The sequence below is a fragment of the Flagellimonas halotolerans genome (genome assembly GCF_035818535.1).
GTDB classification, from domain to species: Bacteria; Bacteroidota; Bacteroidia; order Flavobacteriales; family Flavobacteriaceae; genus Flagellimonas; species Flagellimonas halotolerans.
Window position 1 is genome coordinate 1 of record NZ_JAYKYV010000011.1, and the last position, 14040, is coordinate 14040.

The window sequence follows — 14040 nt, forward strand, 5'->3', positions numbered from 1 at the left end:
AAAATAGGAAAATTAAGAGGTCAAAGACACCAAATTAAAAAACCGCCCCATTCTGTGAAATGAGACGGCTTCTTTTTGTATGCTAAATAATGATTATGCTTATTTTACCTTAAAAGCTTTTTCTTGAGGGTAGTAAGCAATATCGCCCAACTCTTCCTCAATTCTCAACAATTGGTTGTACTTGGCCATACGGTCACTTCTTGAAGCGGAACCTGTTTTGATTTGACCTGTGTTCAATGCCACTGCCAAATCGGCGATGGTATTGTCCTCGGTTTCACCTGACCTGTGAGACATTACAGATGTATAACCAGCATTTTTTGCCATGTTTACGGCTGCTATGGTCTCTGTTAATGTTCCGATTTGGTTCACTTTGATTAAAATGGAGTTGGCAATGCCGTTTTCAATGCCACGAGACAAACGCTCAACATTGGTTACGAACAAGTCATCCCCTACCAATTGAACTTTGTCCCCGATTTTTTCGGTCAACACTTTCCAACCGTCCCAATCGTTTTCGTCCATTCCATCCTCAATGGAAATAATTGGATATTTATCACAAAGATCGGCAAGATACTGTGCTTGCTCCTCGGAAGTTCTAACTACACCCTTACTACCTTCAAATTTTGTATAATCGTAAGCACCGTCAACATAAAACTCAGCGGCGGCACAATCCAATGCAATCATTATATCGTCGCCCAATTTGTAGCCTGCTTTTTCAACAGCTTTTGCAATGGTATCCAAAGCATCTTCAGTACCGCCTTCCAAGGTTGGTGCAAAACCACCCTCATCGCCTACGGCGGTACTTAAACCACGGTCGTGCAGTACTTTTTTAAGGTTATGGAAAATCTCCGTTCCCATTTGCATCGCGTGGCTAAAGTTTTTTGCTTTAACTGGCATTACCATAAACTCTTGGAATGCAATGGGCGCATCGGAGTGCGAACCTCCATTGATTATGTTCATCATGGGAACTGGAAGGGTGTTGGCACTAACACCACCTACGTAACGGTATAATGGCATGCCCAACTCGTTGGCCGCTGCTTTTGCTACTGCCAAGGAGACGCCCAATATGGCGTTGGCTCCCAATTTTGATTTGTTCGGAGTACCATCCAATTCGATCATAGCTTGATCGATGTAATTCTGCTCAAAAACAGAAGTTCCGATCAATTCCTCTGCAATAATGGTATTAACGTTGTTCACGGCTTTACCAACTCCTTTGCCCATAAAGGAATCGCCACCATCGCGTAACTCAACGGCTTCATGCTCTCCAGTAGAGGCTCCGGAAGGTACAGCTGCCCTTCCCATAATTCCATTTTCGGTTACTACATCTACTTCTACTGTTGGATTTCCTCTGGAATCCAATATCTGTCTTGCATGAATGTTGATAATGATGCTCATTTTAATTCAATGTTTTTAGTTGTGATTATTGGGCTAAGATACAAAAGGTAGCGTTTTTTACTCCATGATATTACGCACAAAACATACTTAATTGCTTAAAAACAAAACTATAACGTTTTAGAGCTTGTTAAGAAATTTGTCAATTGTTTTCTTATGACCCTTTTTGCGCATTTTTTCGTTACATTTTTGAACCATAACCACGGCTAGGTTTAAAAATTGTGCTTCAAACTGCATCAAAAAGGGCCTGTGAAAATTCCTGAACAAACTCTTAGTTTTTCCTAGCCTTGATCAAATCGAAGAACTGGTCGAACAGATAATCTGCATCGTGTGGACCTGGACTTGCTTCTGGGTGATATTGTACCGAGAATACATCCTTGTTCTTCATTTTGATACCTGCCACCGTTTGATCGTTCAAATGGGTGTGGGTAATCTCCAATTCAGCGTTTGCTTCGGTCTCTTCCCTATTTACAGCAAATCCATGGTTTTGAGAGGTGATTTCCCCTTTTCCTGTCATCAAGTTTAGAATTGGGTGGTTTATTCCTCTGTGCCCGTTGTGCATTTTATAGGTGGAAACGCCATTGGCCAAAGCCAATACTTGATGTCCCAAGCAAATCCCGAATAAGGGCTTGTCGGAGGCAATTATTTCTTTGGTGGCTGCCACGGCATCGGTTAAAGGTTCTGGGTCACCAGGTCCGTTGGAGATAAAGTATCCGTCCGGGTTCCATTCCTTCATTTTACTGTAAGATGTATTATATGGGAATACTTTGATATAAGCTCCACGTTTTGCCAGGTTTCTCAAGATGTTCTTTTTGATACCGATATCCAAAGCAGAAATTTTGATTTCTGCATTTTCATCTCCATAGAAATATGGTTCTTTTGTGGATACTTTGGATGAAAGCTCCAAGCCTTCCATACTTGGCACTTGTTTCAACTCTTCTTTCAACGCGTCAATATCGTCCACTTTTGTGGAGATCAATGCGTTCATGGCACCATTGTCCCTAATGTAGCAAACCAAAGCGCGGGTATCCACATCGGAAATGGCCAACAGGTTGTTCTTGTCCAAGAATTTCAAAAGACTCATTTTGGCATCTGGTCTTGAATATTCGTAACTGAAGTTTTTACAGATAAGACCTGCAATCTTTACAGAATCGGATTCCACTTCGTCTTCATGGGCACCATAGTTTCCAATGTGTGCATTGGTGGTCACCATCAATTGTCCATAGTAAGATGGGTCTGTGAAAATTTCCTGATAGCCAGTCATTCCGGTATTGAAACATACTTCCCCTACCGCGGTACCTTCTCTTCCCCCAACGGCCTTTCCATAAAAAATGGTTCCGTCCGCTAACAAAATCAACGCTTTTTTCTTTGTGTGATACTTCATTTTGTGCTCTAGTTTCAGTTAAGATAAAAAAACATAAAAAAAGGATAAGTTTTCACTTATCCTTTTTCCTAAAATATAATAGTTAATATCATTCTTCTTATTCTTCAGAATCGTCAGTTTTAGTTTCGGCTGCAGGAGCTGGTGTTTCAGCTTTTTTGGCGCCTCCGCCTCCTCTTCTACTTCTTCTGGTCGATTTCTTTTTCGGCTTACCTGCGTTGTAAAGCTCGTTGAAATCCACCAACTCTATCATTGCCATATCAGCGTTATCACCCAAACGGTTACCCAATTTAATGATTCTTGTGTAACCTCCTGGTCTGTCACCTACTTTTTCGGCAACGGTGCTGAACAATTCTGTTACAGCCTCTTTGCTTCGCAAGTTACTGAAAACAACCCTTCTGTTGTGCGTACCTTTTTCGGTAGTCTGGTTGTTCTCAATCTTTGCTTTGGTGATCAAAGGCTCTATAAACTGTTTCAACGCCTTGGCTTTTGCAACAGTGGTGTTGATTCTTTTATGCTCAATTAGGGAACTTCCCATATTGGCCAACATGGCTTTTCTGTGGGCGGCTGTTCTACCTAAATGATTAAACTTCTTTCCGTGTCTCATTGTTCTAAGTTATCATCTTGCTACCAAATCCCAAGCAATCAGGAGAGCAAAATATGATTATTAATCTTTATCTAATTTGTATTTGGAAAGGTCCATACCAAATTGCAGGCCTTTGTTGATTACCAATTCTTCCAATTCGGTCAATGATTTTTTACCGAAGTTTCTGAACTTCATCAAGTCGTTTTTGTTGAAGGAAACCAAATCTCCCAAAGTATCCACCTCGGCAGCCTTAAGACAGTTCAAAGCCCTTACGGACAAGTCCATGTCGACCAACTTGGTCTTTAACAACTGACGCATATGCAATGATTCCTCATCGTATGTCTCGGTCTGGGCAATTTCATCAGCCTCAAGGGTGATACGCTCATCGGAGAACAACATAAAGTGGTGAATCAATACTTTAGCGGCCTCGGTCAAGGCATCTTTTGGGTGAATGGAACCATCGGTGATGATTTCGAAAATCAATTTTTCGTAATCGGTCTTTTGTTCTACCCTAAAGTTCTCGATGCTGTACTTTACATTCTTTACAGGAGTGTAAACAGAATCAACCGCAATGCTACCAAGTGGTGCATTGGATTTTTTGTTTTCCTCGGCAGGAACATAACCACGACCTTTTTCGATAACGATCTCCATGTTGATGCTCACTTTGGGATCCATGTTGCAGATTACCAGATCTGGGTTCAACACTTGATATCCCGAAATAAATTTTTGGAAATCACCAGCGGTCATTTGCTCTTTTCCGCTCACGGAAATTGATACAGTTTCGCTCTCAACATCATCAATCTGTCTTTTGAACCTAACTTGTTTTAGGTTCAGAATAATTTCCGTAACGTCTTCAACAACGCCTGGTATAACAGAAAATTCATGTTCAACTCCATCTATGCGCACAGAAGTGATGGCGAAACCTTCCAAAGAGGAAAGTAAAACCCTTCTCAGCGCATTCCCAACTGTTAATCCATAACCAGGTTCCAAAGGGCGAAATTCAAATTTCCCTTCGAAATCTGTTGAATCGATCATTATAACTTTATCGGGCTTCTGAAAATTAAGTAATGCCATAATTGGATTAATGTTGAATTCTTATTTAGAGTATAATTCGACGATCAGCTGCTCCTTGATGTTCTCAGGGATCTGAAGTCTTTCTGGGACGGCAACAAATGTACCTTCTTTCTTTTCAGAGTTCCATGTAATCCATTCGTAAACGCTGCTATTGTTAGCCAACGAGTCTACAATGGATTGTACGGATTTTGATTTTTCCCTAACACCAACAACATCTCCTGCTTTTAGTGAATAGGATGGAATGTTTACTACCTCTCCGTTTACGGTAATATGACGGTGCGACACCAATTGACGTGCTCCTCTTCTTGATGGGGAAATTCCCATTCTATACACCACGTTGTCCAAACGGGATTCGCACAATTGAAGCAATATTTCACCGGTAACACCCTCTTTTCTTTTGGCTTCACCAAAAAGGTTACGGAATTGCTTCTCCAAAATACCGTAAGTGTATTTTGCCTTTTGCTTCTCCATCAACTGGATTGCATATTCAGACTTTTTACCACGACGTCTGTTGTTACCGTGTTGTCCTGGAGGGTAATTTTTCTTTTCGAATGACTTATCGTCTCCGAAAATCGCTTCTCCAAACTTTCTAGCGATCTTTGTTTTTGGTCCTGTATATCTTGCCATCTTCTTTTAGTTTGAAGGTGCGATTATGAATTAAGGCTTATCCTTCGATAATCTAACTGCACCTCCGGGTGAAGACCCTTTTTAGGGGCCGTTATCTATTAATGATTATTAAACTCTTCTTCTTTTTGGCGGTCTGCAACCGTTGTGCGGAAGTGGAGTAACATCTACAATCTCTGTTACCTCGATTCCTGAGTTGTGGATGGAACGAATAGCGGATTCCCTACCGTTACCTGGTCCTTTTACGTACACCTTTACTTTTCTCAGTCCTGCTTCGTGGGCAACTTTGGCGCAATCCTCTGCTGCAATCTGAGCTGCGTAGGGGGTGTTCTTTTTAGAGCCTCGGAATCCCATTTTTCCAGCGGAAGACCATGAAATAACATCACCTTTCTTATTGGTAAGGGAAATAATGATGTTGTTGAAAGATGCAACAACGTGCGCCTCTCCGGTAGATTCTACGACTACTTTGCGCTTTTTAGCTGTTTTAGTACTTGCCTTTGCCATACTACCTACTTATTATTTAGTTGCTTTTTTCTTGTTGGCAACTGTTTTTCTTTTTCCTTTTCTGGTCCTAGAGTTGTTCTTGGTGCGTTGACCTCTTAATGGCAATCCAGATCTGTGACGAATTCCACGGTAACAACCAATATCCATCAAACGTTTGATGTTCATTGAGGTTTCTGAGCGAAGTTCACCTTCAATTGTGTAAGCTCCAACAGCTTCCCTAATTTTACCGATTTCATCATCGGTCCAATCGGAAACCTTGGTATCTTCACTTACTTGGGCTGCTGCCAAAATTTCTTGCGCCCTACTTTTACCTATACCGAAGATGTAGGTAAGCGAAATAACGCCACGCTTTTGTTTAGGTATATCTACCCCTGCAATTCTTGCCATAATTACCCTTGTCTTTGTTTAAATCTAGGATTCTTTTTGTTGATTACGTACAATCTGCCCTTTCTGCGAACAATCTTGCAGTCGGCACTTCTCTTCTTTATTGATGCTCTTACTTTCATGTAACTAGTATCTATAAGTAATTCTTGCTTTTGTTAAATCGTATGGACTCATCTCCAACTTTACCTTATCTCCAGGAAGCAGCTTAATGTAGTGCATGCGCATTTTCCCGGAAATGTGCGCCGTTACCACGTGCCCATTTTCCAATTCTACCCTGAACATTGCATTGGACAATGCTTCAATAATAGTCCCGTCTTGTTCTATTGCTGGCTGCTTTGCCATAAATTATGCTACTTTTCTGTTTTTTCCGGTTTTCATTAAGCCATCGTAATGTCTGTTCAACAAATAAGAATTTACTTGCTGTACAGTATCTATTGCTACACCAACCATGATCAATAGTGATGTACCTCCATAAAACAATGCCCATCCGGCCTGTACATCCATCAATTTTACAACAACTGCGGGCAACACGGCCAACAGTGCCAAAAAGATGGAACCAGGTAAGGTAATCAAGGACATTATTTTGTCCAAATAATTTCCGGTTTCCTTTCCAGGACGTATACCTGGGATGAACCCGCCACTTCTCTTTAAATCATCGGCCATTTTGTTGGTGGGCACGGTAATCGCTGTATAGAAGTAGGTGAATATAATAATCAATACTGCAAATAGGATGTTGTAAGCCAATCCAAAAATATCGGCGAACTGTACTTCCATCCATTGACCTGCAGCGGTATCGTTAAATGTTCTACCAATCAAACTTGGTGCAAACATAATTGCCTGTGCAAAAATAATGGGCATTACACCAGATGCATTCAACTTAAGCGGAATGTACTGACGTGCTCCCATAACATTCTTTTCGTATCCACCAGAAGCTGTTCTTCTTGCGTACTGTACCGGAATTTGTCTAACTGCCATTGTTAGGTAAACACTGGCCAAGATTACCAAGAACCAAACTATAACCTCAATCAGCATGAACATGATTCCTCCTGTATTGTTGGTAGTTCTTGAAACAAATTCTTGCGCAAATGCCTGTGGCAATGTTGCAATGATTCCCACCATAATCAACAGGGAGATACCGTTTCCGATTCCCTTGTCGGTGATTTTCTCACCCAACCACATGGCGAATACACATCCTGTAACCAATATAATAACAGCTGGAACGATAAAATCCAAACCTTTACCCAAAACAAAAGCACTATCTGGCACACCTAAGGCACCAAGACCGTACAAGTAGGCGGGCGCTTGGACAATACAGATACCAATGGTTAACCAACGGGTTATCTGGTTGATGGTTTTTCTACCACTTTCGCCTTCTTTTTGTAGTTTTTGAAGATAAGGAATGGCTATTCCCATCAACTGTACTACAATGGAGGCGGAGATATAGGGCATAATACCCAAAGCGAAGACCGAGGCATTCGCAAAAGCACCACCCGTAAAAGCATTAAGAATTCCCAAGATACCGTTCTCGGTGTTCGAGGATAATTCCGCCAATTGGGCAGTATCAATACCAGGAAGAACAACTTGAGCTCCAAATCGGTAAACCAATAATAGTCCCAATGTAAGGATGATACGCTGTCTCAGTTCATCAATCTTCCAGATATTTGATATGGTCTCAATAAATTTCTTCATGCTATATGTCTTATAAACTTATTGCTTCACCTCCTGCTGACTCGATGGCAGCTTTTGCGGAAGCAGTAAATTTATGTACCGATACTTTAAGGGATGCCTTTAATTCGCCATCACCCAAAATCTTTACCAAGTCGTTTTTGTGGGCCAAACCGTTTTCAATAAGTGTTTCCAAGGTAACCTCTTTTTTCACGGCACCCTTGTCCACCAATTCCTGAAGTCTGCCCAAATTGATTCCTGTGTACTCTTTTCTGTTCATGTTGGTGAAACCGAACTTGGGTACACGTCTTTGCAATGGCATCTGACCCCCTTCAAAACCAATCTTTTTGGAATATCCAGATCTAGACTTGGCTCCTTTGTGTCCACGGGTAGAAGTGCCCCCTTTTCCGGAACCCTCTCCTCGTCCTACACGTTTTCCCTCTTTGTGCACAGCGCCATCCGCTGGTTTTAGATTATTCAAATCCATGTGCCTTTATATTTTAAGCTTCCTCTGTGGAAACCAAGTGTTTTACCTTATTTACCATTCCAAGGATACTAGGAGTTGCTTCGTGCTCAACTACCTGTCCGATCTTATGCAATCCAAGAGCCTCCAAAGTTCTTTTTTGGTTCTGTGGCTTTTTGATGCCGCTCTTTACTTGTTTAACTTTAATCTTTGACATGTTATCCTCTATTTATCCTTTAAAGACTTTTTCCAAAGAAACTCCTCTTTGCTTTGCAACGGTGTCAGCACTTCTCAATTGCAACAGGGCATCAAAAGTAGCTTTTACCACGTTGTGCGGGTTGGAAGATCCTTGTGATTTAGACAATACATCCTGTACCCCAACAGCTTCCAATACGGCTCTTACAGCTCCACCGGCGATTACCCCGGTACCATGCGATGCAGGCTTGATATAAACACGTGCACCACCGTATTTTCCTTTTTGCTCGTGAGGAAGTGTTCCTTTGTTCAATGGAATACGAACCAAGTTCTTTTTGGCATCCTCGATAGCTTTGGCGATAGCTGTGGCAACCTCTTTGGATTTTCCCAAACCATGTCCAACAACTCCGTTTTCATCACCAACAACAACTATGGCCGAAAAACCAAAGGCTCTACCCCCTTTTGTTACCTTGGTAACACGTTGTACTCCAACCAATCGGTCTTTCAACTCCAGTCCACCTGGCTTTACTATTTCTACGTTTTTGTATTTCTGGTACATAGTTTATTAGAATTTTAGTCCTGCTTCCCTAGCTCCTTCAGCCAATGATTTTATTCTTCCGTGATATAGGTTTCCTCCCCTATCAAAAGCTACGGCTTCAACACCAAGCTTAAGAGCTTTCTCAGCTATGGCCTTACCCACGTTGGTCGCTACCTCGGACTTGCTTCCTTTGGAGTCCACATCCTTATCTCTGGATGAAGCTGCCGCCAAAGTTACACCTTTATCGTCGTCAATCAACTGGGCATATATTTCTTTATTGCTTCTGAATACAGACAACCTTGGTCTTGCTTCAGTTCCGAAGGATACTTTTCGTATTCTTCTTCGGATGCGTAATTTTCTTTCAGTCTTAGATAATCCCATAGTCTTAATTATTAAGCTGATTTACCTGCTTTTCTTCTTAATTGCTCACCTACAAACTTCACACCTTTTCCTTTGTAAGGCTCCGGCTTACGGAAACCTCTAATTTTAGCGGCTACCTGACCCACCAATTGTTTGTCGTGAGATGTTAGTTTTACGATAGGGTTTTTCCCTTTTTCGGAGATGGTCTCGATTTTTACTTCGGGAGCGATGTCCAGAACAATGTTGTGGGAGAACCCTAGGGCCAAATCCAATTTTTGTCCTTGGTTGCTGGCTCTGTAACCAACACCTACAAGTTCCAATTCCTTTGTCCATCCATTGGTCACACCTTCTACCATATTATTGATAAGAGCGCGGTATAACCCATGCTTTGATTTGTGTTTATTGTCATCGGAAGGTCTTTCCAAAACAACGCTTCCGTCCTCGACTTTAATGTCAATCCCTGAAAACTCTTGGGTAAGTTCTCCCAATTTACCTTTTACAGTAACAACGGAATCTTTCACTTCTATAGTGACTCCATCAGGAATTTTAACTGGACTGTTACCTATTCTTGACATTTTTCTTCTCTTTTCTCAATTAATATACGTAGCACAATACCTCGCCACCTACGTTCTCTTGCTGGGCCTGCTTACTCGTCATTACCCCATGAGAAGTAGAAACGATAGCGATTCCCAAACCATTCAGTACTCTAGGCAAATCGTTAGAGTTTGAATACTTGCGCAGACCGGGCTTACTTACCCGCTGCAATTTTTTAATGATAGGCTCCTTGGTAAATTTATCGTACTTAAGGGCAATTTTGATGTTCCCTTGTACTTTGTCTTCCTCGAATTTATAACTCAAAATATATCCTTGATCGAACAATATTTTGGTAATCTGTCTTTTTAGATTGGAACCGGGGATATCTACAACCCTATGACCTGCCTTACTGGCATTTCTCAATCTGGTCAAATAATCTGAAATTGGATCTGTAAGCATTTCTTTTCTTTATCTAAATTACCAACTTGCCTTTTTAACTCCCGGAATCAAACCCTTATTGGCCATTTCCCTGAACATTACCCTGGATACTCCAAAAGTTCTCATGTACCCGCGAGGTCTACCGGTCAACTTGCAACGGTTTCTCATGCGAACAGGAGAAGCGTTCTTTGGCAACTTCTGTAAAGCCTCATAATCTCCCGCTTCTTTTAGAGCCTTTCTTTTTTCGGCGTATTTTTCTACCATTTTAGCCCTTTTTCTTTCACGGGCTTTCATTGATTCCTTGGCCATACTAGTTCTTTTTAAAGGGTACTCCCAGTTCGGTTAACAATGATTTTGCTTCTTTATCAGTTTCAGCAGAAGTAACAAACGTGATGTCCATTCCGTTGATTCTGTTGATTCTGTCTATATTGATTTCTGGAAAGATGATTTGTTCGGTTACTCCCAAATTGTAGTTTCCCCTACCATCGAAACCTGTAGCTTTTACTCCAGAGAAATCACGTACCCTGGGTAGGGCACTGGTAATCAATCTATCCAAAAATTCGTACATGCGCTCTCCTCTAAGAGTCACTTTTGCACCAATCGGCATTCCTTTTCTCAATTTGAACGTAGCAACGTCTTTCTTGGAAAGGGTAGCGACCGCTTTTTGACCTGTAATGTTGGTCAGTTCGTCAACAGCATGATCAATCAGCTTTTTGTCCGAAACAGCGGCTCCGACTCCACGGCTAACCACTATTTTTTGCAACTTAGGAACTTGCATTACGTTTTTGTAACCAAATTCTTCCGTTAGCGCTTTGATCACGCGCTCCTTATATTCTTGCTTTAATCTTGGAATGTAACTCATGACTAAATTACTTCATTGGATTTTTTGGAAAACCTTACTTTCTTTCCGTCCCTTACTTCATATCCAACACGAGTTGTCTCGCCAGACTTTGGATCGATTAAGGAAAGATTGGAAATATGTATCGGAGCTTCCTTTTTTGTTATGCCTCCTTGAGGGTTGTTCGCACTTGGCTTTTCGTGTTTGGACACCTCGTTGACGCCTTCCACAATAGCTTTGTTCTTTTCACGGTCTACTTTAAGCACTTTACCTTCGCTGCCTTTGTGGTCTCCCGCAATGACTTTTACCGTGTCCCCTGTTTTTATTTTCAACTTCATCTCTCTGATATTTCTTTTATAGCACTTCAGGCGCCAATGAAACAATCTTCATGAATTGTCTGTCCCTCAACTCTCTGGCAACAGGACCAAATACACGTGTTCCCCTCATCTCCCCGGTCGGGTTCAACAACACACATGCGTTGTCGTCGAAACGGATGTAAGAACCATCTGGTCTTCTTACTTCTTTCTTGGTCCTAACAACAACCGCTGTAGAAACAGAACCTTTCTTTACAGTACCGTTTGGAGTAGCCTCTTTTACGGTAACTACAATTTTGTCACCCAAAGATGCGTATCTTCTCTTTGTTCCTCCTAGTACGCGGATGGTCAAAACTTCTTTTGCACCGGTATTGTCCGCAACCCTTAATCTTGATTCTTGCTGTACCATAATTATTTAGCTCTTTCTAGGATTTCTACCAACCTCCAGCACTTTGTTTTGCTCAATGGTCGTGTTTCCATTATTTTAACGGTATCACCTTCGTTGCAATCGTTCTTTTCGTCGTGGGCAACATACTTCTTGGTCTTCAGAACGAATTTCCCGTACATGGGGTGCTTCACTCGTTTTACCTCAGAAACCACTATCGATTTCTCCATTTTGTTGCTGGTAACAACGCCTATTCTTTCTTTTCTTAAATTTCTGTTTTCCATAAGGCAGAACCGATTATTGTAATTCCCTTTTAGTTAATTCAGTTGCAAGTCTTGCTACCGTCCTTCTCGTCTTTCTGATCTGTAAAGGATTTTCCAAAGGAGTAACAGCGTGCGCCATTTTAAGATCAGCGTGTTGCTTTTTGAACTCGGCCAATCGCTCCTTTAGCTCTTCAATTGAAAGTTCTTTTATTTCTGATTGTCTCATCTTTCTTCTCAATTAAAAATTAGGCGGAATAATCCCTAGCCACAATAAACTTGGTTTTAACCGGTAGCTTTTGCGCTGCTAGCCTTAAAGCTTCCTTAGCAACATCCATGGGTACACCACCGACCTCGAACATGATTCTACCAGGTTTTACCACGGCTACCCAATATTCTGGAGCACCTTTACCTTTACCCATACGAACCTCAAGAGGTTTTTTGGTGATAGGCTTGTCCGGGAATATTTTGATCCACAACTGACCTTGTCTTTTCATGTATCTTGTCGCAGCGATACGTGCAGCCTCTATTTGACGGGAAGTGATGAAGTGCGAATCCATGGACTTGATACCGAACATTCCATTGGAAAGCTGGTGTCCTCTCTGGGAGTTCCCCTTCATACGCCCTTTCTGGGCCTTACGAAATTTTGTTCTTTTTGGCTGTAACATTTTACCTTACTTTATCTTATTACTTTCTACGACGGGATTTCTTGTTATCCTTGCCGCCTTTTCCTTGACTCTTGCTCAATCCTACCAATGGGGAAAGCTCTCTTTTACCGTAAACCTCTCCTTTCATGATCCACACCTTTATACCCAATCTACCATAGGTAGTGTGAGCTTCGTGCAAGGCATAGTCCACATCTGCACGGAAAGTAGACAATGGAATTCTTCCCTCTTTATAAGATTCTGAACGTGCCATCTCAGCACCGTTCAAACGTCCGGAAATCTGAATCTTGATTCCTTCGGCATTCATACGCATTGCTGCTGCAATGGCCATTTTGATGGCTCTTCTGTATGAAATCCTGCTTTCAATCTGTCTTGCGACACTTGCAGCTACCAAATTCGCGTCAAGCTCAGGTCTCTTAATCTCGTGAATATTGATCTGAACCTCTTTGTTGGTAATTTTCTTAAGCTCCTCCTTAAGCTTGTCCACCTCTTGCCCACCTTTACCGATAATGATACCAGGCCTTGACGTGGTAATGGTAATGGTGATCAATTTCAAGGTTCGCTCTATAATAACTCTAGATACGCTAGCTTTCGCCAAACGCGCATAGAGGTACTTTCTGATTTTATCGTCTTCAGCCAGTTTATCGCCGTAATCATTTCCTCCGTACCAGTTGGATTCCCATCCTCTGATAATTCCTAAGCGATTTCCTATTGGATTGGTCTTCTGTCCCATATTATTCTTCTAGCTTTGAACGTTGTTATTGGCCTCCAAAATCATAGTAACATGATTGGAACGCTTTCTGATTCTATGTGCCCTACCTTGTGGAGCTGGTCTCAATCTCTTCAACATACTTCCTCCATCTACACGGATTTCCTTGATGTAAAGATCAGCTGCCTCAATATCCGCACCCTCATTTTTAGCTTCCCAGTTAGCGATTGCAGAGAGCAAAAGCTTTTCCAGTTTTCTGGATGCTTCTTTTGGGTTGAACCTTAGGGTAGCCAATGCCATCTCAATTTGCTTACCTCTTACCAAGTCAGCGACCAAACGCATTTTTCTTGGAGAAGTCGGGCAATTGTTAAGCTTTGCAATAGCAAGTTGCTTTTTCTCTTCTTTTAACCTTTCGGCCATTTGTCTTTTACGAACTCCCATAGCTTACTTACTTTTTACCTTTGTTTTTAGCTCCCGCATGACCCCTAAAAGATCTTGTAGGTGAAAATTCCCCTAATTTGTGACCTACCATATTTTCAGTTACAAATACGGGAACAAATTGTCTACCGTTATGAACCGCGATGGTTTGCCCAACAAAGTCCGGCGTTATCATTGAGGCTCTTGACCATGTCTTGATAACTGATTTCTTACCTGATTCTATATTGGCCTGGACTTTCTTTTCCAGACTAAAATGAACGTATGGTCCTTTTTTTAACGAACGTGCCATTTACTTT

26 protein-coding genes are annotated in these 14040 nt (G+C 41.6%); all 26 read right to left on the reverse strand.

Features of this window, described 5'->3' with window-relative positions; translation table 11 throughout:
- Positions 1-99: 99 nt before the first annotated feature.
- Positions 100-1392 carry a phosphopyruvate hydratase gene (eno, locus tag VM932_RS12320; protein WP_326279090.1) on the reverse strand — a complete coding sequence of 431 codons (1293 nt, stop codon included), beginning with the start codon at positions 1390-1392 and terminating at the stop codon, positions 100-102.
- Positions 1393-1660: 268 nt separating this feature from the next.
- A complete protein-coding gene (carA, locus tag VM932_RS12325) occupies positions 1661-2773 on the reverse strand; it encodes a glutamine-hydrolyzing carbamoyl-phosphate synthase small subunit (RefSeq protein WP_326279091.1) in 1113 nt (370 codons plus the stop codon).
- 97 nt (positions 2774-2870) lie between these two features.
- Complete coding sequence (gene rplQ, locus VM932_RS12330) at positions 2871-3377, reverse strand: 50S ribosomal protein L17 (RefSeq protein WP_326279092.1); 507 nt, start codon at positions 3375-3377, stop codon at positions 2871-2873.
- 60 nt (positions 3378-3437) lie between these two features.
- Complete coding sequence (locus VM932_RS12335) at positions 3438-4430, reverse strand: DNA-directed RNA polymerase subunit alpha (protein WP_293168741.1); 993 nt, start codon at positions 4428-4430, stop codon at positions 3438-3440.
- 21 nt (positions 4431-4451) lie between these two features.
- Positions 4452-5057: a 30S ribosomal protein S4 gene (gene rpsD, locus VM932_RS12340; RefSeq protein WP_163626133.1), complete on the reverse strand. Its 606-nt coding sequence runs from the start codon at positions 5055-5057 to the stop codon at positions 4452-4454.
- A 108-nt stretch (positions 5058-5165) separates the two neighbouring features.
- Positions 5166-5558 carry a 30S ribosomal protein S11 gene (rpsK, locus tag VM932_RS12345; RefSeq protein WP_014031989.1) on the reverse strand — a complete coding sequence of 131 codons (393 nt, stop codon included), beginning with the start codon at positions 5556-5558 and terminating at the stop codon, positions 5166-5168.
- Positions 5559-5570: 12 nt separating this feature from the next.
- On the reverse strand, positions 5571-5945 hold the full coding sequence (rpsM, locus tag VM932_RS12350; protein ID WP_014031990.1) for a 30S ribosomal protein S13: 375 nt from the start codon (positions 5943-5945) through the stop codon (positions 5571-5573).
- Between the two features lie 2 nt (positions 5946-5947).
- Positions 5948-6064, reverse strand: coding sequence for a type B 50S ribosomal protein L36 (gene ykgO, locus VM932_RS12355; RefSeq protein WP_010519235.1), 117 nt, complete (start codon positions 6062-6064; stop codon positions 5948-5950).
- Between the two features lie 4 nt (positions 6065-6068).
- On the reverse strand, positions 6069-6284 hold the full coding sequence (infA, locus tag VM932_RS12360) for a translation initiation factor IF-1 (protein ID WP_014031991.1): 216 nt from the start codon (positions 6282-6284) through the stop codon (positions 6069-6071).
- 3 nt (positions 6285-6287) lie between these two features.
- Positions 6288-7631 (reverse strand): preprotein translocase subunit SecY, encoded by a 1344-nt coding sequence (secY, locus tag VM932_RS12365; protein WP_326279093.1) that lies wholly within the window; start codon positions 7629-7631, stop codon positions 6288-6290.
- A 10-nt stretch (positions 7632-7641) separates the two neighbouring features.
- A complete protein-coding gene (rplO, locus tag VM932_RS12370) occupies positions 7642-8094 on the reverse strand; it encodes a 50S ribosomal protein L15 (RefSeq protein ID WP_293168748.1) in 453 nt (150 codons plus the stop codon).
- A gap of 13 nt (positions 8095-8107) precedes the next feature.
- Positions 8108-8287 (reverse strand): 50S ribosomal protein L30, encoded by a 180-nt coding sequence (gene rpmD, locus VM932_RS12375; protein ID WP_163626136.1) that lies wholly within the window; start codon positions 8285-8287, stop codon positions 8108-8110.
- Between the two features lie 12 nt (positions 8288-8299).
- The gene (rpsE, locus tag VM932_RS12380; RefSeq protein WP_163626137.1) at positions 8300-8824 is read right to left on the reverse strand and encodes a 30S ribosomal protein S5; all 525 of its coding nucleotides are present in this window, start codon (positions 8822-8824) and stop codon (positions 8300-8302) included.
- 6 nt (positions 8825-8830) lie between these two features.
- The gene (rplR, locus tag VM932_RS12385; protein ID WP_119606788.1) at positions 8831-9184 is read right to left on the reverse strand and encodes a 50S ribosomal protein L18; all 354 of its coding nucleotides are present in this window, start codon (positions 9182-9184) and stop codon (positions 8831-8833) included.
- Between the two features lie 11 nt (positions 9185-9195).
- Entirely contained in the window at positions 9196-9738 is a 543-nt protein-coding gene (gene rplF / locus VM932_RS12390) for a 50S ribosomal protein L6 (protein ID WP_163626139.1), read from the reverse strand.
- A gap of 19 nt (positions 9739-9757) precedes the next feature.
- A complete protein-coding gene (gene rpsH, locus VM932_RS12395) occupies positions 9758-10156 on the reverse strand; it encodes a 30S ribosomal protein S8 (protein WP_163626140.1) in 399 nt (132 codons plus the stop codon).
- 18 nt (positions 10157-10174) lie between these two features.
- Positions 10175-10444 (reverse strand): 30S ribosomal protein S14, encoded by a 270-nt coding sequence (gene rpsN / locus VM932_RS12400; protein ID WP_207096771.1) that lies wholly within the window; start codon positions 10442-10444, stop codon positions 10175-10177.
- Position 10445: 1 nt separating this feature from the next.
- A complete protein-coding gene (gene rplE / locus VM932_RS12405) occupies positions 10446-10997 on the reverse strand; it encodes a 50S ribosomal protein L5 (RefSeq protein ID WP_108246819.1) in 552 nt (183 codons plus the stop codon).
- A 2-nt stretch (positions 10998-10999) separates the two neighbouring features.
- Entirely contained in the window at positions 11000-11311 is a 312-nt protein-coding gene (gene rplX, locus VM932_RS12410) for a 50S ribosomal protein L24 (RefSeq protein ID WP_326279094.1), read from the reverse strand.
- A 16-nt stretch (positions 11312-11327) separates the two neighbouring features.
- The gene (rplN, locus tag VM932_RS12415) at positions 11328-11696 is read right to left on the reverse strand and encodes a 50S ribosomal protein L14 (protein ID WP_014032002.1); all 369 of its coding nucleotides are present in this window, start codon (positions 11694-11696) and stop codon (positions 11328-11330) included.
- Positions 11697-11698: 2 nt separating this feature from the next.
- Entirely contained in the window at positions 11699-11956 is a 258-nt protein-coding gene (rpsQ, locus tag VM932_RS12420) for a 30S ribosomal protein S17 (protein WP_014032003.1), read from the reverse strand.
- Between the two features lie 13 nt (positions 11957-11969).
- Positions 11970-12161 carry a 50S ribosomal protein L29 gene (gene rpmC, locus VM932_RS12425; protein ID WP_014032004.1) on the reverse strand — a complete coding sequence of 64 codons (192 nt, stop codon included), beginning with the start codon at positions 12159-12161 and terminating at the stop codon, positions 11970-11972.
- Between the two features lie 19 nt (positions 12162-12180).
- Positions 12181-12600 (reverse strand): 50S ribosomal protein L16, encoded by a 420-nt coding sequence (gene rplP, locus VM932_RS12430; protein ID WP_014032005.1) that lies wholly within the window; start codon positions 12598-12600, stop codon positions 12181-12183.
- Positions 12601-12619: 19 nt separating this feature from the next.
- Complete coding sequence (gene rpsC, locus VM932_RS12435; RefSeq protein ID WP_293168760.1) at positions 12620-13330, reverse strand: 30S ribosomal protein S3; 711 nt, start codon at positions 13328-13330, stop codon at positions 12620-12622.
- Positions 13331-13339: 9 nt separating this feature from the next.
- Complete coding sequence (gene rplV / locus VM932_RS12440) at positions 13340-13747, reverse strand: 50S ribosomal protein L22 (protein WP_293168762.1); 408 nt, start codon at positions 13745-13747, stop codon at positions 13340-13342.
- Between the two features lie 7 nt (positions 13748-13754).
- On the reverse strand, positions 13755-14033 hold the full coding sequence (rpsS, locus tag VM932_RS12445; RefSeq protein ID WP_014032008.1) for a 30S ribosomal protein S19: 279 nt from the start codon (positions 14031-14033) through the stop codon (positions 13755-13757).
- Positions 14034-14040 lie beyond the last annotated feature (7 nt).

Coding starts and splice junctions, on each gene's coding strand:
- eno (WP_326279090.1), bottom strand. CDS start 1,392: ATGAGCATCATTATCAACATTCATGCAAGACAGATATTGGATTCCAGA.
- carA (WP_326279091.1), bottom strand. CDS start 2,773: ATGAAGTATCACACAAAGAAAAAAGCGTTGATTTTGTTAGCGGACGGA.
- rplQ (WP_326279092.1), bottom strand. CDS start 3,377: ATGAGACACGGAAAGAAGTTTAATCATTTAGGTAGAACAGCCGCCCAC.
- VM932_RS12335 (WP_293168741.1), bottom strand. CDS start 4,430: ATGGCATTACTTAATTTTCAGAAGCCCGATAAAGTTATAATGATCGAT.
- rpsD (WP_163626133.1), bottom strand. CDS start 5,057: ATGGCAAGATATACAGGACCAAAAACAAAGATCGCTAGAAAGTTTGGA.
- rpsK (WP_014031989.1), bottom strand. CDS start 5,558: ATGGCAAAGGCAAGTACTAAAACAGCTAAAAAGCGCAAAGTAGTCGTA.
- rpsM (WP_014031990.1), bottom strand. CDS start 5,945: ATGGCAAGAATTGCAGGGGTAGATATACCTAAACAAAAGCGTGGCGTT.
- ykgO (WP_010519235.1), bottom strand. CDS start 6,064: ATGAAAGTAAGAGCATCAATAAAGAAGAGAAGTGCCGACTGCAAGATT.
- infA (WP_014031991.1), bottom strand. CDS start 6,284: ATGGCAAAGCAGCCAGCAATAGAACAAGACGGGACTATTATTGAAGCA.
- secY (WP_326279093.1), bottom strand. CDS start 7,631: ATGAAGAAATTTATTGAGACCATATCAAATATCTGGAAGATTGATGAA.
- rplO (WP_293168748.1), bottom strand. CDS start 8,094: ATGGATTTGAATAATCTAAAACCAGCGGATGGCGCTGTGCACAAAGAG.
- rpmD (WP_163626136.1), bottom strand. CDS start 8,287: ATGTCAAAGATTAAAGTTAAACAAGTAAAGAGCGGCATCAAAAAGCCA.
- rpsE (WP_163626137.1), bottom strand. CDS start 8,824: ATGTACCAGAAATACAAAAACGTAGAAATAGTAAAGCCAGGTGGACTG.
- rplR (WP_119606788.1), bottom strand. CDS start 9,184: ATGGGATTATCTAAGACTGAAAGAAAATTACGCATCCGAAGAAGAATA.
- rplF (WP_163626139.1), bottom strand. CDS start 9,738: ATGTCAAGAATAGGTAACAGTCCAGTTAAAATTCCTGATGGAGTCACT.
- rpsH (WP_163626140.1), bottom strand. CDS start 10,156: ATGCTTACAGATCCAATTTCAGATTATTTGACCAGATTGAGAAATGCC.
- rpsN (WP_207096771.1), bottom strand. CDS start 10,444: ATGGCCAAGGAATCAATGAAAGCCCGTGAAAGAAAAAGGGCTAAAATG.
- rplE (WP_108246819.1), bottom strand. CDS start 10,997: ATGAGTTACATTCCAAGATTAAAGCAAGAATATAAGGAGCGCGTGATC.
- rplX (WP_326279094.1), bottom strand. CDS start 11,311: ATGAAGTTGAAAATAAAAACAGGGGACACGGTAAAAGTCATTGCGGGA.
- rplN (WP_014032002.1), bottom strand. CDS start 11,696: ATGGTACAGCAAGAATCAAGATTAAGGGTTGCGGACAATACCGGTGCA.
- rpsQ (WP_014032003.1), bottom strand. CDS start 11,956: ATGGAAAACAGAAATTTAAGAAAAGAAAGAATAGGCGTTGTTACCAGC.
- rpmC (WP_014032004.1), bottom strand. CDS start 12,161: ATGAGACAATCAGAAATAAAAGAACTTTCAATTGAAGAGCTAAAGGAG.
- rplP (WP_014032005.1), bottom strand. CDS start 12,600: ATGTTACAGCCAAAAAGAACAAAATTTCGTAAGGCCCAGAAAGGGCGT.
- rpsC (WP_293168760.1), bottom strand. CDS start 13,330: ATGGGACAGAAGACCAATCCAATAGGAAATCGCTTAGGAATTATCAGA.
- rplV (WP_293168762.1), bottom strand. CDS start 13,747: ATGGGAGTTCGTAAAAGACAAATGGCCGAAAGGTTAAAAGAAGAGAAA.
- rpsS (WP_014032008.1), bottom strand. CDS start 14,033: ATGGCACGTTCGTTAAAAAAAGGACCATACGTTCATTTTAGTCTGGAA.